This is a genomic window from Pinibacter soli (genome assembly GCF_029961145.1).
GTDB classification, from domain to species: domain Bacteria; phylum Bacteroidota; class Bacteroidia; order Chitinophagales; family Chitinophagaceae; genus Pinibacter; species Pinibacter soli.
The window spans coordinates 924,259-948,610 of sequence record NZ_JASBRG010000007.1 but is presented as its reverse complement, the minus strand read 5'-3'; the positions used below and the strand labels follow the sequence as shown (position 1 = coordinate 948,610).

Below are 24,352 nucleotides of genomic sequence, written 5' to 3'. Positions count from 1 at the left end.
GATCAATTTAAAATTGTTCAATAGATATTCAACTGTTGAATGGAGCGTCGCAAGCAAAGTTCAATCAAGGCATAAATGCCGGTGTCAAAAAAATAACTGTAATTGTTTTGAAGTAATTCTAAACTAAGTAAAATGAGTGACGAACAACATCTTCGTAAATGGAGATTGATATTAGGAGGCGATCAAAGTGATGGAACAGGGTATTCATTGTCGGGCACCGATGTGCAAATGGATAATACATTATCTGCTTTGTACGACTCAGACAAGCAGGGCGGTCTTGGCGCGTCTTCGCCGAATGTCGCGAGATGGCTGGGAGATATACGCACTTTTTTCCCGAATACTGTTGTGCAGGTCATGCAGAAGGATGCGCTCGACAGGCTCAATCTTACCCAGATGCTTTTTGAAAAAGAGATGCTGGAAAATATTGAGCCGGATGTGCATATGGTAGCAACATTAATGACGTTAAGCCGCGTGATACCCGATAAGACAAAGGATACCGCAAGAATGGTGGTGAGGAAAGTAGTGGACGAACTATTGCGCAAACTCACACAACCCACGCAGCAGGCGATTGTTGGCAGTCTCAACCGCAGCGTGCGCAATCGCAGGCCGCGCCACAATGAGATCAACTGGTCGGAGACGATCAGGCGTAATTTGAAACACTATCAACCGGAATATAAAACTATTATTCCGGAAACGAAGATTGGTTATGGTCGCAAAAGAAATGCGTTGAAAGATGTTGTGCTGTGCCTGGATCAAAGCGGATCGATGGGAACATCTGTTGTTTACTCAGGTATCTTTGGATCGGTGATGGCGTCGATTCCTGCGGTTAAAACAAAGATGGTGGTGTTTGATACCACGGTTGCTGATCTTACAGAAGATCTGCAGGATCCCGTAGAGTTGTTGTTTGGCGTGCAGTTGGGCGGTGGTACAGATATTAATGCTGCGCTTACCTATTGTCAGCAGATCGTAACACGACCAACAGACACGGTGATGATATTGATCACAGATCTGTACGAGGGCGGCAATGTGGCCGATATGCGCAAGCGTGCCACAGAACTGGTTGCGGCAGGCGTGCAGTTGATCGTGTTGCTTGCTCTGAACGACGATGGTGCGCCGGCATACGATCACAATAATGCACAGTTTCTCTCCAATTTGGGTGTGCCTGTATTTGCTTGTACGCCCGACAAATTTCCCGATATGATGGCCGCAGCGCTGAGCAAACAGGACGTGATGCAATGGGCCGCGAAGGAGGATATTGTGCTGAGGAAATAACTGAAGTCAGAAGTAAAAATTCAAAAGTCAAAAGAGTTGCCGATTATCCGGATCTCTTTTGATTTTTGAATTTTTACTTTTAACTTAAATGTATGTTGTACAAACGCATGCCTATCGAAATAGAAGCTCCCGAAGGGTTTGGATATGAAAATATCGATTGCAATCTTTCTGAAAGTTCCTTTACTGATCAGCGTTTGAGCGATCTGGGTATTAATATCAACGACCTTGTTTTATTGTACGGCGATCACAAAGGAAAGCCGGAGTTGCGGGAACTGCTTGCGAATGAAATTGGTTTGTCTTCTGAAGATGTATTGATTACTTCCGGGGCTGCAATGGCGCTGTTTATTGTAGCCACATCGTTATTAAACAAGGGCGATCATCTTGTTGTTGCAAAATCAAACTACGCGACAAACCTTGAAACACCAAGGGCCATCGGTGCAGATATTTCTTTTCTTGAACTGAAGTTTGAAAATAGCTTTGATTTAGATATAGAGGAGTTGAAGCAAAAAATTACACCTCAAACAAAGCTTGTCAGTCTCACTTATCCGCACAATCCAACCGGTGTAATGATCGATGAAAATAAACTTCGTGCAATCATTGCTATCGTTGAAAAGAACAACACTTATTTATTGCTTGATGAAACATACAGGGAAATGTCCTTTGTAGAGAAATTGCCGGTGGCCGCGACATTATCAGATAGAGTGATCAGCATATCGTCCATGTCAAAATCATATGGTTTGCCTGGAATTCGTATTGGCTGGATGTTCTCAAAGAACAAGCGATTGATGGAAACCTTTCTTGCAGCAAAGGAACAAATCTGCATCACCAATTCTGTGATTGATGAAGAGATTGCGTTTCATTACTTAAAAAGAAAAGAGGAATTGTTTGCACCCAATATGCAAACCATTGTAAAGAATTTCAGCATTTTAAAACAATTCATGGAGCAACAGAATGTTTTAGAATGGGTAGAACCCAAAGGAGGCTGCGTTTGTTTCCCGAGAATAAAAAAAGAAATAAATGTCGATACCGATAAATTTCATGATATACTGCTGAATAAATACAAGACCTACATAGGCCGTGGACACTGGTTTGAGGAAGACGCAAGGTATATGCGTATTGGCTATAGTTGGGATAAAACGGAAAAGTTGGAAAAGGGATTACGAAATATTTTGAAGGCGATTGAAGAGTCCAAAATTCCGTAGAGACAAGGCATTGCCTTGTCTACCGATGCAACCAGATGGTGCGGGAAAGACAAGGCAGTGCCTTGTCTCTACTTAAAATTCCTCGCCTCCGGAAAATTAATCTCCGTATTCTTCTCTTTTATTTGTGCACGTTTATTATTGGCCGTATATGGCGCAGATCTTTCATCGGCGCGGGATAGCGTTAACAGCGCGTTTTCCTGAACTTTGACTGCCGTCAGATCCCTAAGCATTTTTGAAAAATCATAACAACGTTGTACGATCACGTGAATGACTTCGCCTTCGCGTTGTAATTTGCCCTCTACCATCAGTAATTTGGCGCCCAGAATTTGTTTGCGAAAAGCATCAAAGAGATTTTGAAAAACAACAAGATTACTGTAGCCGGTTTCATCTTCAATAGTAATGAAACACACGCCACCAGCGGTTCCGGGCCGTTGGCGCACAAGTACCAGTCCTGCAACATTCACAAACGCACCATTGGGAATGTCCGATAGTTCATGCGTCGTGCGTACATTCAGGCGTTGCAGTTTTTCTCTTACAAAACTAACCGGATGTGCTTTTAATGAAAGAGATACTGAACTGTAATCCTGCACCACATGTTCTGCCATCGTCATTTCAGGTAATGCAATTTGTGTTTCATTTTTACTTTCTATTGAAGTGTTAATGAAAAGTCCTGCGGGTTGATCATGAATGGCAGAAGCCTGCCATAGTGCTTGTCTTCGGTCAATACCCATCGAGCGGAAAGCATCAGCTTCTGCGAGTTTTTTCAAAGCAGATTGTGGAACGCCAGCCATACGCAATGCATGTATGTTTTGGTAATTTTCTTTTCTGTTGCTCACGAGTGTTTGCATGTCGTCCTCTCTTAAACCTTTGATTTGTCGAAATCCAAGTCGCATTGCTTTGAAGTTGCCATCCTGTTCTTCCAGCGTATTGTCCCAGTTAGAATGATTGATATCGACAGGTCTTACGACAACTCCATGTTTGCGTGCATCGATTACTATTTGTGCGGGCTGGTAAAATCCCATCGGCATACTGTTGAGCAATGCGCATGCAAATACATCCGGGTAATACCATTTGAGCCATGAAGAAATATATACAAGCAGCGCAAAACTGGCGGCATGACTTTCCGGAAAACCATAACTGCCAAAGCCTTCGAGTTGTTTGAAAACCCGTCGTGCATATTCTTCTGTATAACCGTTTCGCATCATGCCATCGATGAGTTTCCTTTCAAACTTTGTAACCAGTCCCTGCACTTTAAATGTTGCCATGCTTCGTCTTAATTCATCGGCTTCAGCAGGTGTGAATCCCGCTGCAACGATGGCGATTTTCATCGCTTGTTCCTGGAACAAAGGCACCCCCAGGGTTTTTTCTAAGATCGCTTTCAGTTCGGGTGACGGGTATTCTACTTTCTCTTCATCATTGCGTCTTCGTAAATAAGGATGCACCATGTCGCCTTGAATTGGCCCGGGGCGAACAATAGCCACTTCAATTACAAGATCATAAAATGTTTTTGGTTTAAGTCGCGGTAGCATCGATTGTTGCGCACGGCTCTCAATCTGAAACACGCCAATCGTATCTGCATGTCCGATCATTTCATACACCGCAGGATCATCCTGCGGAATATTTGCCAATGTAAAATCATGGTCATAATGTTGTTTCGCCAAATCAAATGCTTTGCGAATACAAGTAAGCATGCCCAGCGCCAGTACATCAATCTTTAAAAAACCAAGTGCATCGATGTCATCTTTGTTCCATTCAATATTGGTGCGGTCTGCCATTCGTGCATTGATGATAGGACAGAGGTCCGTCAATTTTCCCTGGGTGATCACAAAGCCTCCTGTATGTTGCCCAAGCTGACGCGGAAAACCTATGAATTGCTGGGTAAGCTCTAAAACCTTTCGCAGGTGAGGATCGCGGGGATCGAAGCCTTGCTCAGCCACACGATGACCTTCGAACCATTCCGTTGTAAATTCCCAAACAGAGCCCGACAACCGGCTGATCGCATCCACCGATAATCCCATGGCTTTGCCCACATCACGAATGGCGCCCCGTTGATGTTGCTGTGTTACTGTTGCAACGATCGCAGCTCTGTCACGACCATATTTTTTATAGATGTATTGAATCACCTCTTCGCGTCGTTCATGTTCAAAGTCTACATCAATGTCCGGTGGTTCATTACGTGCAGAAGAAATAAACCGTTCAAACAAGAGGTCGAATTTTGTAGGATCAACAGCCGTGATGCCAAGGCAGTAACAGATCGTTGAATTGGCCGCAGAGCCGCGTCCCTGGCAAAGTATCTTTTGTGAATTTGCGAAACGGACAATATCATATACAGTAAGAAAATAAGAAGCATAATTCATCTCTTTGATGAATTTGATTTCATGCAAAATATTTGCTCGTATCTTATCCGGAATAATGCCATTATATCTTTCCTTAGCGCCTTCCCATGCAAGGTGTTCCAGTTCTTCCTGTGGTGTGCGGCCCTCTGAAGTGATTTCTTCAGGATAAATATATTTAAGTGTATTGAGAGAAAAATTACAAGCCTCTGCAATTTCCTGTGTGCGTTCAATGGCTTCGGGGTAATGCCGGAAAAGCCGGAACATTTCTTCTTTGTGTTTCAGATAGCGCTCTGCATTTTGATGCAACTTAAAACCTGCGTTGTAGATTGTGCATTTCTCTTTTATGCAAACAAGAATATCCTGTAACTCGCGACGTGCATGGTTGTGATAGAACACATCATTCGTTGCGATCATGGGAATATCAAAACGATCTGATAATTCTTTTATGCGAAACAATCTCTTTGCATCATCTCCCAAATATGATTTGGTGGCAGCGAGATATACATCTTTGCCCAATGCATCTTTATACTCTTTCAGAGATTTGATGAAATCAGGATCTATATCAAATGAAGGTGTTAATGAAGATGGTGGAATGGCAATAAACTTCATGCCTTTTGCATAAGCATAAACATCTTCTTTGTTTAAATGGCAGCTGCCTTTTTCTGCTCTCAGGTTGCCCTTGGTTAGTAGAGCGGAAAGATTGCCATAAGCATCCTGGTTGGTAGGATAAGCAAGTAGGCTTGGCCCGTTCAGCAGATCGAGTCTGCAGCCTGTGATCATACGGATGTTGCGTGTTTTCGCAGCCACGTGTGCACGCACAATTCCTGCGAGAGTGTTGCGATCTGTCACAGCAATATTTGTATAGCCAAGCTCCGCGGCCTGCTGCATCATTTCTTCAGGATGTGAAGCACCCTGCAAAAAACTAAAGTTGGTTGTAATCTGTAATTCTGTGTATTCCATATGCTTTTTTTTAGCACACTGATGACACTGATTGGACTGATTTACACAGATTTTTTTGTTGATACAAACTCTTCGTTAATAACACAACCTGTTGCTCTCTTTGTTCATAAGAATTACTATTGTTGAAGTGAGTGACACAACCGAAGCTCAAACACGGTACTACTGCTGGTTTCACAAAAAAACTCAATATTTAAGTTGTTGCAAAAATGAATTATCGTTAAAAAAAATCAGTGTAAATCAGTCCAATCAGTGTCATCTGTGTGCTCTCTCTTCATGCGAAAAATCCATGCACATACCATTCTGGTTTCTGTTCTTCGTCGTAGTGTCCCAAACGGAACAGCCAATAGCGTTGCCCCTGTTCATTTTCCACCACATAATAATCTCTGTGCAATCCTTTATCGATCCACCATTCCCGTTCTATGCGTTCGGGGCCATCTGCTTTTGCCACTTTATGCAGTTTGCCTTTGTAGTTAAACTGCATTGGCGGGTAATCCGGAATGGGTGCGGTTACTGCAATCTTTTCAGGAACGGGTAATAGTTGTATTGGCCTTGGCTTATCCGTTCTCCATGGAATCAAAGGCGTGTCATCAAGCGATGTTGCAGGCTTGATAGAGCGTTCCGGCCAGTGATGTTCAGCAGGCAAATAGCGATGAATATGCCCCGGCCCGACTTTCCCTTCTATACGATCAATTAACTCTGCAATGCCGGGATCCAGCAAACCGCTAGTGCCGTTCCATAATTTTTCCTGCGGCACAATAATGTCATCCACTTTCGGTGCCTGTAAAATGAACAACTCAATACCAAGAGCTGGCTCAATGGTGTCGATCTTTAACTCAAAAAGTTTGAAAAGATGCAGTGCATTGTGTGATGCACGACTGGTGCCGATTTCAATTTGCTCAACTTTTCCATCAATGCGATAACATTTGAAAACGGCCGTGCGAATGCCTTTTTGTTGTTTGTAAAGTCTTTCACATAAAGTGTCGAGTAATCGCGTTAATGCAATCTCAATGCCTCTTGCTGTGGAAATGGGTTCAAGGCAAGGCAAACGTTCTTCAAAAGTTTCTACCGGTTGAACGGGCTGGATAAATTCCTGTTCCTGCCCAAACGCCTGGTCAAGTCTTTGTAATAATAAATGTCCAAACCTTCGCCGCAATGCCGGACGTGGAATGTTAACCAATTCTCTGATCTGGCGTATGCCCAATTTATTTAAACGTTCAATGGTGCTGTGTTCTATGCGAAGAGAAGCAGGTGTCAAAGAAAGTAAAGTGTTTGTTTCATCAACAATAATATTACCCGAAGATGCAAAACGTGCAAAGGCCCAGGCCTTACCAACCGTATCGGCAATAGCAACATGCACATAATAACCTAAGCGACGAAAACGGTTGGTGATGTCCTGCAGGTATGCATTTTCCCCGCCCCATAAATGCGCACAACCAGTTGCATCCAGTATCAGGCCATCGGGCAGATCTATTGCTACGACCGGGCCGTAGCGAATGCACCACTCGGCGAGATTGTGTAACAGTACCATTTCCAATCCCGGTTTTGCATCTTTATATTGTAAGGCTGGAAAAACGGCTTTCGCATCTGCCAGTACCATTCCTGCATCTATGTTTTCCTTTTGTGCCAGTGCATTCGCGGCAACGATCATCATGCGGCCTCGTTCAGGGGCCACTAAAACAAACGGCACTTTGTTAAGTTGCGGTGCATGCCGTGCAGAGCGATCGGTGAGCAAATAACGGAACCATATGGAAATATAGCGTTTAGGCATATCGTTCGCGTTTTTGATTTGAAGAAAATGAAACTGTGTTTAATTCTTTTTCTATCAGCTTGAATTTTCCTTCACTCCATTCCACGTTCCATGCGCCGGGTTTGCCATTACGCACTTTCAATAGTTCCACCTGCCATCTTGGGAAACCTACGCCCGGCATATGATTGGGCAATTCGCTAGGCAACGGTTGAATCTGCCATCTCGTAACACATGCAGAAGGCATTATTTTTTTTGTGTCTTTACGAATGATAAATCCGGTCACCCTGCTTTTTTCTACTGCGAGTTGCAGCCTGCGCGATTGATTAAAGTCCATTTGTTGTATTTCTCCTACAACAGCGGCAACATGCTCGCATTTTAGCGTTTCTTCAACTACCCATAAAGCATCTTTTTCTTTTTTAAGATCGATGAAAATGATTCGCTCTGGTGATATGTCAAAATGTTGAAAGGCCAATGGGAAAGCGGTTCTTGCAGTGCTTATCCAGATCACGATGCCATTGTTTTTTATAATGCCAGATGTTATTCCGGAAATGAAGCCGCTTGTTGCTGCAAAACTTTCTGCTCCTGTTGAAATAAATTCATGTACGGCTCCTAAAGGAAATGTACCATTTGGAAAAGCTTCATTAATGGCGCCCAGACCATTTTCTACAGGATGGGTTTGCAATGGGTTCCTGATTCCCTGCAAGGGCAGAATGGCTCTCTGCAATTGTGCAAGCAACGCTTTTTTGTCGCTGTCACCAGTAGGAACTGTATGGATGGTATTGGCTTGCATGCAGGAGATATTCTACTGCAAGATTACGAAAGTTAGAGGTGAAATACTAATAAATTTAGTAATAAAATACTAATTAAGTTAGTGGTTGGCGTAGGAGGTTTTTAGTCAATTGGTTAGAATAATTTGTTAAACCATGCAAGAGCAAATTCATTTTATTGTTATTTTAGAAAGTCGATATTGTTTATAGGAAAACATTCGATTAACCCTATTTTTGACCTGTACTATCAAATGCCCAAACTGCAAAAAATAAGAAAGATAAGTTTGTTGACAATCTATTAGTATCCAGATTATTCTATTTAACGATTCTTCCATTTGTTGTCGTTTATTTTTACTTAGATCGTTCCATTCTTCATTTTTCCACAGAGCTATTTTGTATCACCATGGGAGTGTCTTTGTTGACACTAGCAGCTTTTTTCTATTGGAGGAACCTTATGTACAAAGAATATTACAGCTGGCTATTAGCAGAATACGGCGCCTTTTGGATTAGCGTTGGTTTTTTGTTGATCGTCCTGATGTTTAGATTTTTTGTAATGATTCCCTTTCAACTATTAATAATTAAAGCTTCTGATTCGAATGAAACGCATTATGTATCCTGTAAGATCACGAATATCAATACAGGAAAGCGTTTGATTTATTATGATTTTATGGGAAATACAACCCGCTTTCATTATGATTTTGCCGTAGACACACCATATACATTTAAGAAAAATTATGTTGTAGAAATTGGCGTGAGGAAATCTTTGTGGGATACTTATTTGGTTACATCTGAAAAGCTTGTGCATAATTAGATCATATCGGAAATGTTCGCTGAATAATGAAAACTATACTTGTCATAACTTCTCTTTTTTTATCATCAATTGCTTTTTGTCAACAGCACAAAAAAGCTAAGTCTATTGATGCTGCATATTACGGACTAGACACTATCTGTAAAATTGTTAAAGGAGATTTTTCTGACATTGCTGACAGGTTGGAAAGTCGATTACAAGCAGCCCACTTAAAAGATTCTTCATTGTTTAACTTGAAAGACTCAGCCGCGACAAACATTTCATATTTTAGATATTGTGGGCCAACTGGTGAATATTTGCTGGTAAAAATTTGTGTTGATTCCTCAGGCAAATTCAGGTCTTATGATGTCAGCCACAATACAGTAAAGGATAAGAAATATGATAAACGAGCTGTAAAGGTTTTGAATGCGATGCAATCATTTGATTATAGCCCGATCATGAAAAAAAGAGGTGTCTTACGAACTAGTTGTTACATAACCGATGCTACAGATGTTTTTTTGATCGTGAATAATAAGTCAGGCGTGTTGAACGGGCTCGGTGTTGTTTCGCTGGGAAGTAATGATCGACTCGGTGCTGATTATGCGTTCCTATTAATGATTTGTGGTGGGATTATTTAAGGGATAAAACTTTACAAATATCAACATCCCTAATTCACCACTAAGGCACTAACGACACTAAGTTTCACTAAGGGTTGTCTAAAGTTTAAGTTTTTCTTAGTGAAGCTTAGTGTATCCTAAGTGCCTTAGTGGTAAATAAAACTCTTGCAGTAGATGTGAGTTCCCCCAATACAAAATTCCCCCTCTTTAAAAATAAATTTACCCCTGCTACTTTAAATCTATTAGTAGGTTTGTAGTTGTACATTCTCGTACCACAAGCCATAATGTTAAGACATTAAACAAGAAAACATGCTTGCAAAACTTGCCAGGATAATAAACTTCTCTTTAGCGATGACTTGCTGCATTGGCGGCACTTCCAGCTTAGCACAAAATACAAACGGAAAAACTGCAAAGCCGAATATTGTTGTCATCCTTGTGGATCAGTGGCGCGGGCAGGCGCAAGGCTACATGCAGAAGGAAAAGGTGTTTACACCCAATGTAGATGCATTGGCAAAAGAAGGAGTGGCGCTAAAACAAATGGTGTCGAACTATCCTGTTTGTTCGCCGGCGAGGGCGATGTTCTTTAGTGGAACTTATCCTTTTAAAAACAAAGTGCATGCGAATGCAAATTCTAAATCTGCGCCATACGGAGTTGAGTTGCCGACTAATATTGTTTGCTGGTCCGATGTGTTAAAACAGCAAGGTTATAGCAATGGCTACATCGGTAAATGGCACCTTGATGCGCCTCACAAGCCATATATTCCGGTTGCCAACAATACAGAGGAACTTGCATGGAACGAATGGACGCCTTTCGACAGAAGACACGGCTTTGATTACTGGTATGCTTACAATACTTACGACTATCACTCGCGGCCTATGTACTGGGACACAAAAGCACCAAGGGATAGCTTTCATTTTGTAGATGAGTGGGGGCCAATACATGAGACGGATAAAGCGATTGATTTTCTCGATAATAAAGGAAACGTAAGAAATCCTGATGCACCTTTTGCAATGGTAGTGTCGTTTAATCCTCCGCACTCACCATACAATACCGCACCTGCAAAATACCACGAACCCTATAACAATATTCCACTTGATTCATTGTTGACGGATGCAGATATTCCTCCGGTGGGAACGCCAATGGGAGAGCAATATCGCAAGGAGGTGAAAAATTATTATTCAAGTATCACAGGAGTAGATGCGCAAATTGGCCGCATTGTGAATGCACTGGAGGAAAGGAAAATGTTTGACAATACGATCATCGTATTTGTTGCAGATCATGGCAATTGCCTAGGGAAACATGACGAGGAATCTAAGAACAATATCTACGAAGAGTCGTTGCGCATTCCGTTTATCATTTGCTGGAAAGGGAAGATCAAGCCTTCTATGGACAATACTTTCCTCGGTAGCTTGCCGGATGTTTATCCAACGCTGCTGGACCTTGCGGGATTAAAAAGCAAAATTTCTCAAACGATAGATGGTAAAAGCTATGCAAATTATTTCCTGAAAGGAAATGGAGATCAACCTGCGGAACAGTTCATTATGGGAGCGATGGCCTACGATACTTTGCAAATGGGACAATCCGGTTTCAGAGGTATAAGAACCGCACAATACAAATTGGCTTATCAGAAAACGAAGAAAAAAACAGAAGCTTTTCTGTTCGATATACAAGCTGATCCTTTTGAACAGCACAACTTGTATAGCAAAGATAATTTGCAGGTGAAATTGATGAGGCCCAAGCTGGCTGCCTGGTTGAAGGAACACGATGACCATTTTACGCTTGATTAAGAATAAAATAAATCTGAATTATTCCTAAATCCGTATATAATAAAAGTCGTGAATCCGTCTCTATAGTTAACGCTTTAATTTAAAGGGATTGTTTATGGATAATTATTATTATGTAGCAATGTACACAGTTACAGACAATGGTAATATAATTGAGGAAGCGTCTTTTTTTATTCGATCGCCACAATTCATGGACCGGCAACGGATCAAAGAATATATCAGAGAGAAAGAGAAATACACGACTGAAAGTATTTCATTGTCAAATGTTATAGAAATTGGGGAGGAAATGTTTAAAGAGTTGGCCGAAAACCAGGATGATCAATGTTTTAAAATAGTTTAAATGTCCGGTTTGATGTTCAAAAAATAAGCTAAGCAAATTCACATTTTGCTTAGCTTATTTTTTGTGATGAAGTATGTTTGGTTGCTGTCAGAGACTTGCACAGACAGCATTTTCAACTTTCAACTTTCAATTACTTGACTTCCACAGGGCTTGCCATTAATTCAAGCTCTTTGTTGAAATAATCTCTTACACCTTCTTTCGAGGAAAATGCAGTATTTGTTTTTTCCCATAAAGCGTAGAATCTAAATGAAACTTTGCCGTTGTTAACGGGCTGGCTAACGAGCCAGGTATCCTTTATTTCACTTTGCAAAGAGTTGGCATTTGTCATATAGGTGTGGCTATTATTGGACACGCTTATGCCGAGTGCTAACTTATCTTTATTTTCACTTTGTGTGCCGTAGGAATAATATATGTTTTGGTTGTTGCTTTTTAAACTCTCACCATTGTTCTCATAAAAGTCAGCCATGCCCGTTACTAATTCATCTGTAGCGCTGAGTCCGGAAATAGTAAGATCTGATTGATAGAAATATTGTCCTTTCCAGATGCTTGTGCGTTCTGTAATTGTGAAAGGCTTGTTGTTGATGACGCATGAATATGTCATCTCAAACATGACACGTAAAGGTCCATCGCTTATCACACGGAAAATTTCTGATTTTACCGCACTACCACCAACTCTTATGAGTGTGTCGGCATTGGCTGATGTTTTCGTGCGAATAGCCAAAGCACCTGCGCCCAGTGACTTTCCAACGCGTAGAATATCCATTCCCCAATTGGAGAAGTTATGGTAACTATTTTTTGGATCGGAGCCAACCGTATCCATCACCATACCGCTGATTCTTTTTCCATAAATGTCTTTACAATTTCTTGCATCAAAATATAGTCTGAATGCAACTTTATCATTCTCCCATGCTGGACCTTCAGTAAGGTAAGGCGGCAATACCACTTTCGAAAAATCTGTCGGGGGATTGTTGAATGGCATCGTATCTCTTAATACAAGTGGGCCGAAGGTTTGATCAGGGTTTTTATGTTTCTGTCTTACGTGAGCAAAAACGGCTTCCTGATATTGTGGCATATTTTTGGAAGCTTGCAGTTGTAGCTTAATGCTTTCCTTTGGTGCAAAGGAAATAATCAACGCTGCTTCATCCCATTTGCCGTCGCCATCTATATCGTCGAATTGCACTGGAACTGATTTGCCATTTGCGATGAAAGCTAAATATTCATTCGGTTGAAGGTTCTTTATTTTCGATTGAAGTGAGCTTCTTTTGAGGACGATCAGTTCGTTTTCTCTGTTCAACGAGCTTTTGTTTTTAAGCACGAGAGTGCCGGTATCCAGAGCAAACAAACTTGTTGTTGATGCTGCGAGTAGAAGGGAAGTAAGAAATTTTTTTGTCATGTTGGTTTAAATGCCGGTTATTGATTCGGTGGCAGGAAGATAAGTAAGTTATTTTGTATAGAGATGAAAGATACTTGTCATTTACAGGCCCGAGGGATCTGAGTGGAGATTTAACAACAACAACAATATGAGATACCCAGACCCCTCGGGCTTAATGCACTCCAATAGTGCGAGTGTTTTTTTACCACTAAGGCACTAAGGACACTAAGTTTCACTAAGACAGGTCCTTAGTGAAACTTAGTGTCCTTAGTGCCTTAGTGGTAAGATTTGAGATGCGAAGCATCTCTTCATGTATTATAAAATATTCATTACATCATTTGCGAATTGTTCCGCAGTTTCTTTGGTTGTAGCCTCCGTGTATATCCTTATGATCGGCTCTGTGTTTGATGCCCTTAAATGTATCCAGCCATCTAGCAAATCTATTTTCAAACCATCTTCTGTATTTAGTTTTTGGTCAGCATAAGCCGATTGAACCTTTGCAAGTACGTCTGTAATCTGTACATCAGCTGCAAGGTCAACTTTCTTTTTGGCCATATGATAATCGGGGAAGGTTTTGCGGAATGCAGAAATCGTTCCTTCAAATTTGGCCAGTGCCGAAAGGAATAAAGCCACACCTGCCAAAGCATCGCGACCATAGTGCAGCTCCGGCAAAATGATGCCGCCATTTCCTTCGCCACCAATAACAGCGTTTACTTCTTTCATTTTTTTCACCACATTCACTTCGCCAACAGCTGCTGCATAGTAGTTGCAGCCTTGTTCACGTGTAATGTCTCTTAAGGCTCTTGAGCTGCTTAGATTGCTTACAGTAGAACCTTTCTGAAATTGCAAAACATAATTTGCTACAGCAACCAAAGTATATTCTTCTCCAAAGAAAGTTCCGTCTTCGCACACAAAGCAAAGCCTGTCTACATCAGGATCTACAGAAATGCCGAAATCTGCATTGTGTGTTTTTACCGCTTCACATAGTTGTGTTAAATGCTCAGGAAGAGGTTCCGGATTGTGCGCAAAATTGCCTGTAATGTCACCGTTTATAATGATGGCGTTTTGTACTCCCAATGATTCCAATAGCTTGGGAATTGCAATTGCGCCGGTCGAATTGATCACATCAACTACAACTTTGAATCCTTTTTTTTGGATCGCTGTTTTGTCAACATATTTCAGTTCTATAATGGACTCAATATGTTTTTCGATCACTGAATCTATCTGGGATAATTTGCCGAGTGAGTTTACATTGGCAAATTCAAATCTTTCATTAGTGGCTTTTTCAAGAATATTCAAGCCATCTTCAGCACTGATGAATTCGCCGTGATTGTTGAGGAGTTTAAGAGCGTTCCACTGCATTGGGTTGTGGCTTGCTGTGAGAATAATGCCTCCATCGGCTTCTTCCCAAACTACAGCCATTTCAACCGTAGGCGTGGTGCTGAGCCCGGCATCAAGAACATCTATACCAAGGCCGAGTAGTGTATTCACAACAAGTTGGTTTACCATTGAGCCGCTCATACGTCCGTCGCGGCCTACAACAACTTTTTTGCCCTTGCCTTTTTCAAGCAGCCACGAGCCATAAGCTGCAGTAAATTTCACAATGTCTACCGGAGTGAAGTTTTCACCGGGCTTGCCGCCAATGGTTCCTCTGATGCCTGAAATACTTTTGATGAGTGACATATTGTTTTCGTTTGCCTTTTTATTTAACTGCAAAGGGGGCAAAGGCAGCGCAAAGAAAAGAAGGGTTTGTTGATTGCCTGATATTCTTTCCAGCTTATGATTATTTCATATTCCGAAAGAATCTCCATCACTTTAAAACCTTTGCTCTCTTTGCGCATCCTTAGCGTTCTTTGCGGTTAACTGTGTATTTTATTTTACACAATTCGTTAAATAATAAGTTTATTGTTGAAATACTTTTTCCGGCCACAACGCAGCAGGATAGCAATTGCTTTCTACTAAAGTGTTGATGCAGTCCTGCACGATTGGTTTGTCTTCTTTGTAGGTAACGCCAAACCATTTCTCAGAAGTAGTGACTGCTTTGATCTGGCCCGTTCCCTGCTTAATGAATTCGTCTGCAACAGATGGAATATAAAATTCTGATTTTAGTTCATTCATGTGCTGACTAAGGAAAGTATCAAACATCGATGATAGCGAATCAAAAACACTTTCAGAGAAACACCAGAAATTCATTGATGCTTTGGCTCCTTCATTGATCGGCAACAATCCTTCCGGCTCTTCACAAACTATTTGATTTCCCTGGCGAAATACTTTTGTTCTTTCTGTTACTGAAGTGATATTTCCATCTGTATTGATTTCGCAAATACCACGACTTACAGAGCCATGATCAGAAAGTGTGTTTGGCAGTTCGTAGCAAATATTTGCCCACAAATGATCCGATGCTTCTTTTGTTAAGAATGCATATGCTTTTTTGAACGCATCTTTCCCGTAAAAGTCGTCTGCGTTGATCATTGCAAACGGCCCGCTCACTTCATTGCGTGTACACAATACTGCGTGGCCCGTTCCCCATGGCTTTGTGCGGGTTGCGGGAATGATATGATTGCCTGTAAATGATTCAAGGTTTTGATACGCATAACGTATGTTGATGCGATTTCCAAAACGTGGTTCGAATATTTCTTTAAATTCTGCTTCAAACTCTTCGCGAATAACAAACACGACTGTGTTAAAACCTGCTTCAATGGCATCGTAAATTGAATAGTCAATGATGCTTTCTCCCGCCGGACCAAATTTATCAATTTGTTTAAGGCTTCCATATCTCGATGCCATGCCGGCAGCAAGAACTACTAAAGTTGCTTCCATTATTTTAAGTGTATTGAGGTTCAAGTGTAAGTTGTTTTTGGCCTGTCTTATATCCCTTCACAGCAAAGTAAAGAATGAACAAATAGCATGTGGCCATGAGTACAAAAAAGACAGCCTGGAAATGATAAACTTCTTTGAGGCTTGCGAAAAGTTTAGGAATAATGGCGCCGCCGGCGATGCCCATGATCAGAATAGCTGATCCTTTTTCGGTGAATTTCCCCAGACCATTGATGGCAAGGGGGAAAATTGCGGGCCACATGGTTGCGTTGGCTAAGCCAAGCATCGCAACAAAGAAAACGGAAACATATCCACTGGAAACAAATGCTGCACCGCTAAAACATATACCAAGAATAGCAGAGTATTTCAGAGCCGCTTGTTGTGAAATGTATTTTGGAATGGTGAACAAGCCAATCAAGTAACCCAGCAGCATCGCAGCAAGTGTGTAGGAAGTAAAATATTTTGTTTCTTCTGTTGGAATATGGAAGCCTTTGCCGTAAGTGCCGATCGCGTCACCGGCCATTACTTCCACGCCCACATAAACAAATATGCACAAAGCACCCAACCACAAATGAGGAAACTGGAACAGACTGTTTTTTTCAGAACCATCAGTTGATGTTTGTTTGTTTTGTTCTGAAGCCTTCACTTCAGGTAAGGAAGATTTTAAGATCCAGGCAGCAAGGATTAACAACAGCACCGACATGCACAAATACGGTATGTATATTTTTTGAGAAAATTCATCCAGGATGACATTGCGTTGAGCTGCATCGGTAGTGGCTTTTACTTTGTCTTCAAGAGTGGTTACACCTTTCAGGATGAGTCCGCTGATCAACATGGGACTGATGATGCCCGCCACCTTATTGCAGATGCCCACAATACTGATACGGCGTGCAGCACTTTCAATAGGGCCAATAATGCTGAGGTATGGATTTGATGCGGTTTGCAGCAATGAAAGCCCTGAGCCGATTACGAATAATCCGGTCAGGGACATTGGATAATTGCGGTGTGTGGCAAACTGTCCAAAAATAAACGTTCCAATTGCCATCACAAGTAAGCCAAGGCTCATGCCTTTCTTCATACCTGTTTTTTCAAGTATCCACGAAGAGGGAAGTGCCAGAAAAAAATAGGCCATGTAAAATGCAGTGGTAACCATGAATGCCTTTGAATCTGAGTCCAGTTCAAACGCAAGTTTTACATACGTAATGAGCGGCCCGTTCAGCCATGTTACAAATCCAAATACAAAGAACAGTAGTCCCATAATGGCCATTACATTGGCTGAGCCTGGTTGTTTATTTTTCATGCATTTTTATTTTCTAACCTAAAGTAATCATAAGCTTGATAGCAAATCATATCAACCGTTTGCGCAATTTTTTAAAGCAAGATGATAGTATGTTTGGAATATCATTGTCACGAGGGTTATTGTCGAACGGATAAGCGAAAAAAGGAGTTTTGAAGTGATTGTTACTATGAAAATACATTTCTGCCCCTAATTAGATACATTTCTAACCCCTTTGCAAGGGAAGTAATGATCAAATTTATCAGCGGTTATTATTCATGTTTTTATAAAAAAAATGCCATTATGGATGTCGCACGGGTAAAAGAGAAAATAAAAACCAGGTTTGTTCCGGTTCAACTTTGCAAGGAAGGAATAAAGAAAATATCGGACGTTATGGATGGGCTGGACAGACATACAATGAAGTATTGCCCGTGGAAAGAATATGGTTATGCGCCTGAGGTTTCCTTTTCTATAGCGCATTCACATGATTGTATATACCTGAAATATTTCGTAAAGGAAAAAGAGATACGTGCCCATGCAAACCAGCTGCAAGGACCGGTTTGGGAAGATGCATGTGTTGAATTTTTTGTGTCCTTTGATGGCGACGGTGGTTACTACAATTTTGAATTCAACTGCCTTGGTACTTTCCTGGCTGCTTTCGGGCCCTCAAAAACTGAAAGAAAGTTTTTGGAAATGAATGTCATGAAACAAATTGTTACGCATGCCAGCATCATTCGAAATGAACATGATGATATTCAATGGGAACTTGCTGCGGCTATTCCTGTCGGCTGCTTTGCTCATTCATCTATTGGTAAGTTGAACGGCATTAGCTGTGACGCGAATTTTTACAAATGCGGTGATCTGTTAATTGATCCGCATTTCGTGGCGTGGTCGGATATAGAATCGCCGGTGCCCAATTTTCATCTGCCGGAATATTTCGGAATGCTTGAATTCAATTGACAAAACGCATGAACGTTTCGGACCTAAAGTGATCAGCTCTTCTTTTATGCGTGATTGTTTATTAGGAATTAAGAACTAACAAATAGGAATTCTCTACAGTGCAAAACACCTGGCAGGATTGGAACCGCGTCAGGTGTTTTGTTTTGTGCAAAACCGGCGATTGCTAACTTTCGTCAATGAGGTGGACATTGAATTTTTAATTCCTAATAGGAATTTCGTTAAGTTTGAATACGATTGTTTCTGTACCAAACACTAAGCCAATGAAGATTGTTCGCGCAATATCAGGAGTAGTCGGCCTGCTTCTGCTACTCTTTACAAGTGTGGCATTTTCGCAGCCTTTACTTACATTCAAACATCTTACGGTGGAAGATGGGCTTTCATCCGGGTCCGTGTTGTCTATTGCGCAGGATAACAGAGGTTTTATATGGGCCGGTACAATGGACGGACTGAATCGCTATGACGGCAAAAGGGTCAGGATTTTCAAATCATTTTATCGCGATAATTTCATTGGTGCAAGCATCAAAATAAGTCAGCTATGCGCTGATGAACACGATAATTTGTGGATAGGCACCAACAACGGTCTGTATGTCTACAACGTTGCGCTGGATTCGTTTCGCGTTTTCTATCATTCTCCAACGGAAAAAAACAGCCTTTGTCATAATGTTATCAAGGACTTATTTCTCGATAGTAAAAAGAATTTGTGGGTAGGAACGGAAGGTGGGATAAACGTTGTTGCCAACACCGGCAATTTTGATTTTAAGTTTACATCTATTCCCCTTCAAACTAAGGATTCGGCACTTCTTGATGTAAACTCATTGTTCGAAAATACTTCGGGGGAAATGTTTGCAGGCACTGCAAATGGGTTGATCTCACTGTCTAAATCATCTGCTTCTTGCAGCTGGCAAATAGGCAATAATGTTTTGCAGGGTAATACAGTAACGGCTATTGCTGAGGATCAATTTCAGAACTTATGGGCAGGTACGCTTGCAAGCGGTGTTTTCAGAATATCCCGTGATTATAAAGTTGTAAATCATTTTGCGCGGGATAAAAACATTGCAGCAGGACCAGTCAGTAATTTTATTCGCAAAATTACCCTTGATAAAAATGGGAAACTTTGGATCGGCACCTTAAAAGGATTGGATATTGTGGATCCTGTTTCCTTAAGGTTTGAGACACATGTGCACGACCCGGGAGATGACCGCACATTGAATTTTAACTCCATCTGGGACATCATACAGGATCGGCAGGGATCGATGTGGGTGGCAACCTTTTTTGGCGGTCTTAATATTGCAGAAGCTATTTCTACTCCCTTTAAAGTGTACCAGAATGGTGCAAAGAATACAATTTCCAGCAACGTTGTAAACCCGATTATCGATGACGGTTCCGGTAATCTTTGGGTAGGTACCGAAGCGGAAGGATTGGATTTTTTCAACAGGAAAACAAATAGGTTCACTCAATTCCGGAATGACGAAACCAACCCAGCTTCTCTAAGTTCAAACCTGGTAAAGACATTGATGAGGGATAATCAAAACAATGTATGGGTGGGAATGCACGGTGGTGGCATCAATGTTATTACTTCTTCGGGAAAAAAAATAAAAGAGTTCAATAGCGGCACAAAAGGCGGCCCGCTTAATTCCAATGATGTGATGGCTTTGTTGTATGATGGCAAAGGGCGTGTTTGGGCAGGGACAGAGGAATCCGGCGTAAACATTATAGATGTAGCAACCAATCGTGTGCTGAATTTCGAAGATATTTTTCCAAACCGCAGGTTAACCAGTAAAGCAATAACGTGTTTGTTCCGAGATTCAAAAAATAATATTTGGATCGGTACACGCCAGGGTCTGAGCAGGTTGCAAGCTGATGGCAGTGATCTTACAGGTTATCTGCGCAGCAATGTGAAGGGAAGAATGCTTTCTGATTATATCAATTGCATTGCTGAAGATGTCCAGGGTAAAATTTGGATAGGCACGTACGAAGGACTCACATTTCATGATCCTGATAAAAAAGTATTTGGAACATTTACAACCGCGGATGGCCTTGCGGGAAATAAGGTGACGGGCATTTTAAACGATGATAAGGGAAATTTATGGATCAGTACCAATAAGGGTTTGAGCCTTCTTGATCCCTCAAGGAAAGGGTGGCACAATTTCACTGTGGAAGATGGTTTGCCTGCGAACGTGTTTAATTATAATTCATATTTCAGGGATAGAAACGGAGAGATGTTTTTCGGAACCTTTAAAGGACTTGTAGAGTTTAATCCGGCGAATATTCAAACCAATAGTGTTGTTCCAAATGTATCCCTAACCGGTCTTTCAGTCAATGGCAAGGCTGTGTCAAAACAGGATAGCACTGGTATTCTTTCTGCCAATATGTTAGAAACAAAGGACATTCAATTGAAGTATGATCAAAACGTTTTGACTGTAGACTACGCCATTTTGAACTTTATTAAATCAAGCAAAAACAGATCGGTGTATAAGCTGGAAGGATACGATGCTGATTGGCAAACTTCCAGCAATAATTCGGCTACATTCAATGGACTGCCACCGAACCGTTACCGTTTGTTGATCAGAGCCAGCAACAATGATGGTGTGTGGACGAAATCGCCGACTGTCTTGACAATAACAATTCTTCCTCCTCCCTGGAAAAGCTGGTGGGCTTACGCTTTGTATGTGCTGGCGTTCATTTTGATCGCGTCTGTTATCATTTGGGTCATATCATCACGCACGGCGCTTCGCAGAAAACTGAAGTATGAACATATGATTTCTGTAAAGCAGCAGGAATTGCATCAGATGAAAATGGATTTCTATACTTATATTTCTCACGAGATCCGCACGCCGTTGTCATTGATCATGGGACCGGTGGAAATGTTGCAAATGAGAAATCAGGGCAAGCCTGAAGATAATCGCCTTTTGGAAATGGTGAGAACAAATGCAGAACGCCTCTTGAAGCTTGCTACAGAGCTGCTGGAGGTTCGTAAAATTGATACCGGACATATGAAGCTGACAATCGAGCAGCATGATATTGTGCCATTTGTTGACTCGGTATTTGGGAAGTTTAAAGAGATGGCAAACAAGAAAATGATCGCCTATCATTTTGAGTCTTCGGAAAAAAGCTGCCCTGTATATTTTGATTCACATTATTTGGAAATTGTTATTTCAAATCTCTTGTCGAATGCTTTAAAGTTTACGCCCGAACATGGAAAAGTGTGGGTGAAAGTTACAAGGCGGTCAAAGGAAATAGACATAGCGGTACATGACAATGGACCGGGCATTCCAAAGGAGAATCAAGACAGAATTTTTAGTACCTTTTACAGGGCAGATAATGCGATCAATAAAACGTCTGGTACAGGAATAGGATTGGCATTTTCAAAAAGCCTGATAGAGTTGCATGGAGGAAAGCTTGCGTTTCGCAGTGATGACGCTGCTCACAATGATCAGCCTGAAACCTGCTTTACAATAACACTCATGCTGGAGAAAGAGTATGTACCCAAAAGCATGTCACTTAATTCATAAGTTTCTTAATTTACTTTATTACCAGTTATGAAAGAGAACAAGATCCTGATTGTAGAAGACAACACTGAACTCCGTGAATTTATAAAGATATGTTTGTCGCCCTATTACGAGTTTCTCGAAACCAGTAACGGCAAACAAGGCTGGGAAGCGGCTGTAGCAGAAATACCTGATTTGATTGTAACTGATGTAATGATGCCTGAAATGGATGGTAATCAGTTTTGCAGAAAGCTTAAAAGTGACGAACGCACCAGTCATATACCTGTGATCATGTTAACCGCCAAGATAGCCGTAGAGCAACAACTCGAAGGGCTGGAAAGCGGCGCCGACATTTATCTTACCAAGCCATTTAGTGTACAGATACTTCAATCATATATCAGCAATCTGCTGAAGTCACGTGAAGCGATTCGTCAGCGATATGACAATAAAGTTTTACTGGAGCCGCTGGAAGTAGAAGTGGGTACTGTGGACAAGAAATTCATGGAAAGATTAATGAATGTCATTAATGAAAACTTATCGAATGCAGATTTCAATATTTCGGATCTGTCGAAATGTATCGGCATGAGTAAAGCCGTGCTTTATAAAAAATTCAATGCACTTACTCAAATACCAATTGGAGAATTCATCAAATCGCTGCGATTGAAAAAGGCTGCTATATTGCTTTCGAAGGATAAACTAAACGTGGCAGAAGTGGCGTGGGAGGTGGGTTTTAACGATCGTAAATATTTTAGCAAGGAGTTTAAAAAGTTGTTTGGTAAAACACCGTCGGAGTATATCGATCGGGCGAAAGGAGAATATGAGTGACACAATAGTCCTTTCGGCATAACCTGCGTCTTCATAACCTGCCTGATTGGCTCGCAGGTACAAAGGCGAAATAAGTGTCTCTTGGTTTCAGTATTTACAATGAGTAAGCGGGTACCACGGATCAATGAACAATGCTTGTTCGGTATCGTGATGGAAGATAAGCAGACGCTTGTTTTCTGCGCAACCGTTTGTGTTATCACGGGATCAAAAAAAACAATTACATTGTTGTCAAACACATATAGCCATGTGCAAATATTTATCCGTTTGTTTTTTCAGTTTGTGGGCCTTCGCTGGCTTTGCACAGCGACCCAATGTGATCTTGATCTATGTAGATGATCTTGGCTATGGTGATCTAAGTTGCTATGGTGCTACGAAACTTCATACACCAAATCTCGACAAGTTGGCTACGCAGAGTGTGCGGTTTACAAACGCCCATTCTACATCAGCTACGTGTACGCCTTCCCGCTATGGATTGATGACGGGGCAATATCCATGGCGCAAAACCGGTACCGGTATATTGCCGGGCGATGCGGCATTGATTATTCCTACAAATGCTACCACATTGCCAAAGCTGTTTCAAAACGCAGGTTATACAACCGGTATTGTAGGCAAATGGCATCTGGGATTAGGTGATGCCGTTGCAAAAAACTGGAACGAAGAAATAAAGCCCGGTCCAAATGAAGTGGGCTTTGACTACTCTTTTATTTTTCCGGCTACGGCTGACAGGGTTCCATCAGTGTTTTTGGAAAATCATAGCGTAGTCGCATTAGACAAAACCGATCCTATTGCGGTGGATTATCAAAAGCCTATTGGTAATGATCCTACAGGTAAAGATCATCCTGGGTTACTGAAAATGAAATCATCGCATGGACATGACAATACAATTGTAAATGGTATTGGTCGCATCGGCTACATGAGTGGTGGGCACACCGCACGCTGGACAGACGAAGAAATGCCGCTGACATTTTTGACAAAAGCAAAATCATTCATAGAGAGCAACAAAACCAAGCCCTTCTTTTTATACTACGCTTTGACAGAGCCTCATGTGCCGCGTATGCCAAGCACTATGTTTAAAGGTAAGTCCGGCTTAGGTTTCAGAGGAGATGCCATTCTGCAACTCGATTGGGCAGTGGGAGAAATTGTGAAAGAAGTGGAAGCAATGGGCATCGCAAAAAATACCATCATCATCTTCAGCAGTGATAACGGACCAGTTTTAGATGATGGCTATGTGGACGGAGCAGCAACACTATTAAATGGTCACACACCCTGGGGGCCTTTGCGGGGCGGTAAATACAGTGCTTTCGAAGCGGGCACACGCGTGCCTATGCTGGTAAGCTGGCCGGGACAAATAAAGCCTTCTGTGTCTGACGCATTGGTTTGCCAGATTGATTTTATCGCGTCTTTCTCCGAATTGTTGCAACAAACAATACCATCATCAGAAGCAGCAGATAGCCAGGACATGCTCAATGCTTTAATGGGAAAAGCAAAACAGGGAAGGAACTGGCTCGTGCTGGATAGCGATACATATGCGATCATTCAAGGCAATTGGAAATACATTGTTCCCAACAATGGCCCTGCGCTTAATAGGCAAACAAACACTGAGCTTGGCAACAACGCAAAACCTCAACTGTATGATTTGGGTAACGATATCGGCGAAAAAAATAATCTTGCGGAAAAACAGCCGGCGAAAGTAAAAGAGTTATCGGAATTATTGCAAAAAATACAAGGGCCGAACAGGCCGTAGGGGCGAATTGTATTAGCCCTGGACTTCGCTGTTTTTCGAAAACCAGTAAGTTTTAAT

Annotated in this window: 17 protein-coding genes; 10 read left to right on the top strand and 7 right to left on the bottom strand. The window is 41.6% G+C overall.

What is annotated here, in order from left to right; all coding sequences use genetic code 11:
* The first annotated feature begins 132 nt into the window (after positions 1–132).
* Positions 133–1,272: a VWA domain-containing protein gene (locus tag QJ048_RS14680; protein WP_282335135.1), complete on the top strand. Its 1,140-nt coding sequence runs from the start codon at positions 133–135 to the stop codon at positions 1,270–1,272.
* A gap of 92 nt (positions 1,273–1,364) precedes the next feature.
* Entirely contained in the window at positions 1,365–2,474 is a 1,110-nt protein-coding gene (locus tag QJ048_RS14675) for a pyridoxal phosphate-dependent aminotransferase (RefSeq protein ID WP_282335134.1), read from the top strand.
* 68 nt (positions 2,475–2,542) lie between these two features.
* On the opposite strand, the gene QJ048_RS14670 is transcribed toward QJ048_RS14675, so the two are convergent.
* From QJ048_RS14670 to QJ048_RS14660, 3 genes are all read right to left on the bottom strand, one after another.
* A complete protein-coding gene (locus QJ048_RS14670; RefSeq protein ID WP_282335133.1) occupies positions 2,543–5,770 on the bottom strand; it encodes an error-prone DNA polymerase in 3,228 nt (1,075 codons plus the stop codon).
* A 271-nt stretch (positions 5,771–6,041) separates the two neighbouring features.
* Positions 6,042–7,538: a Y-family DNA polymerase gene (locus QJ048_RS14665; RefSeq protein ID WP_282335132.1), complete on the bottom strand. Its 1,497-nt coding sequence runs from the start codon at positions 7,536–7,538 to the stop codon at positions 6,042–6,044.
* On the bottom strand, positions 7,531–8,307 hold the full coding sequence (locus QJ048_RS14660) for an ImuA family protein (RefSeq protein ID WP_282335131.1): 777 nt from the start codon (positions 8,305–8,307) through the stop codon (positions 7,531–7,533). The genes QJ048_RS14665 and QJ048_RS14660 overlap by 8 nt, the downstream gene beginning before the upstream one ends.
* A gap of 431 nt (positions 8,308–8,738) precedes the next feature.
* Between QJ048_RS14660 and QJ048_RS14655 the strand changes: the two genes are divergently transcribed.
* The 4 genes from QJ048_RS14655 to QJ048_RS14640 all read left to right on the top strand — a co-directional run bounded on the left by QJ048_RS14655 (position 8,739) and on the right by QJ048_RS14640 (position 11,813).
* The gene (locus QJ048_RS14655; protein WP_282335130.1) at positions 8,739–9,095 is read left to right on the top strand and encodes a hypothetical protein; all 357 of its coding nucleotides are present in this window, start codon (positions 8,739–8,741) and stop codon (positions 9,093–9,095) included.
* Between the two features lie 26 nt (positions 9,096–9,121).
* Positions 9,122–9,709 carry a hypothetical protein gene (locus QJ048_RS14650; protein WP_282335129.1) on the top strand — a complete coding sequence of 196 codons (588 nt, stop codon included), beginning with the start codon at positions 9,122–9,124 and terminating at the stop codon, positions 9,707–9,709.
* Positions 9,710–9,997: 288 nt separating this feature from the next.
* Positions 9,998–11,476 carry a sulfatase family protein gene (locus QJ048_RS14645; RefSeq protein ID WP_282335128.1) on the top strand — a complete coding sequence of 493 codons (1,479 nt, stop codon included), beginning with the start codon at positions 9,998–10,000 and terminating at the stop codon, positions 11,474–11,476.
* Between the two features lie 94 nt (positions 11,477–11,570).
* Positions 11,571–11,813: a hypothetical protein gene (locus QJ048_RS14640; protein WP_282335127.1), complete on the top strand. Its 243-nt coding sequence runs from the start codon at positions 11,571–11,573 to the stop codon at positions 11,811–11,813.
* A 130-nt stretch (positions 11,814–11,943) separates the two neighbouring features.
* Here the strand turns inward: QJ048_RS14640 and QJ048_RS14635 are convergent, their stop codons facing one another.
* From QJ048_RS14635 to QJ048_RS14620, 4 genes are all read right to left on the bottom strand, one after another.
* Positions 11,944–13,206: a DUF4861 domain-containing protein gene (locus QJ048_RS14635; RefSeq protein ID WP_282335126.1), complete on the bottom strand. Its 1,263-nt coding sequence runs from the start codon at positions 13,204–13,206 to the stop codon at positions 11,944–11,946.
* Between the two features lie 294 nt (positions 13,207–13,500).
* On the bottom strand, positions 13,501–14,868 hold the full coding sequence (gene glmM, locus QJ048_RS14630; RefSeq protein WP_282335125.1) for a phosphoglucosamine mutase: 1,368 nt from the start codon (positions 14,866–14,868) through the stop codon (positions 13,501–13,503).
* Between the two features lie 219 nt (positions 14,869–15,087).
* Positions 15,088–16,005 (bottom strand): sugar phosphate nucleotidyltransferase, encoded by a 918-nt coding sequence (locus QJ048_RS14625; protein ID WP_282335124.1) that lies wholly within the window; start codon positions 16,003–16,005, stop codon positions 15,088–15,090.
* Positions 16,006–16,009: 4 nt separating this feature from the next.
* On the bottom strand, positions 16,010–17,302 hold the full coding sequence (locus tag QJ048_RS14620) for a sugar MFS transporter (protein ID WP_282335123.1): 1,293 nt from the start codon (positions 17,300–17,302) through the stop codon (positions 16,010–16,012).
* Positions 17,303–17,527: 225 nt separating this feature from the next.
* On the opposite strand from QJ048_RS14620, the gene QJ048_RS14615 reads away from it, so the two are divergent.
* From QJ048_RS14615 to QJ048_RS14600, 4 genes are all read left to right on the top strand, one after another.
* On the top strand, positions 17,528–18,238 hold the full coding sequence (locus QJ048_RS14615) for a carbohydrate-binding family 9-like protein (protein WP_282335122.1): 711 nt from the start codon (positions 17,528–17,530) through the stop codon (positions 18,236–18,238).
* Positions 18,239–18,498: 260 nt separating this feature from the next.
* The gene (locus QJ048_RS14610; RefSeq protein ID WP_282335121.1) at positions 18,499–21,750 is read left to right on the top strand and encodes a ligand-binding sensor domain-containing protein; all 3,252 of its coding nucleotides are present in this window, start codon (positions 18,499–18,501) and stop codon (positions 21,748–21,750) included.
* A gap of 27 nt (positions 21,751–21,777) precedes the next feature.
* Positions 21,778–22,551 (top strand): response regulator transcription factor, encoded by a 774-nt coding sequence (locus tag QJ048_RS14605; RefSeq protein ID WP_282335120.1) that lies wholly within the window; start codon positions 21,778–21,780, stop codon positions 22,549–22,551.
* Between the two features lie 244 nt (positions 22,552–22,795).
* Positions 22,796–24,295, top strand: coding sequence for a sulfatase family protein (locus tag QJ048_RS14600; RefSeq protein WP_282335119.1), 1,500 nt, complete (start codon positions 22,796–22,798; stop codon positions 24,293–24,295).
* The last annotated feature ends 57 nt before the right edge of the window (positions 24,296–24,352 follow it).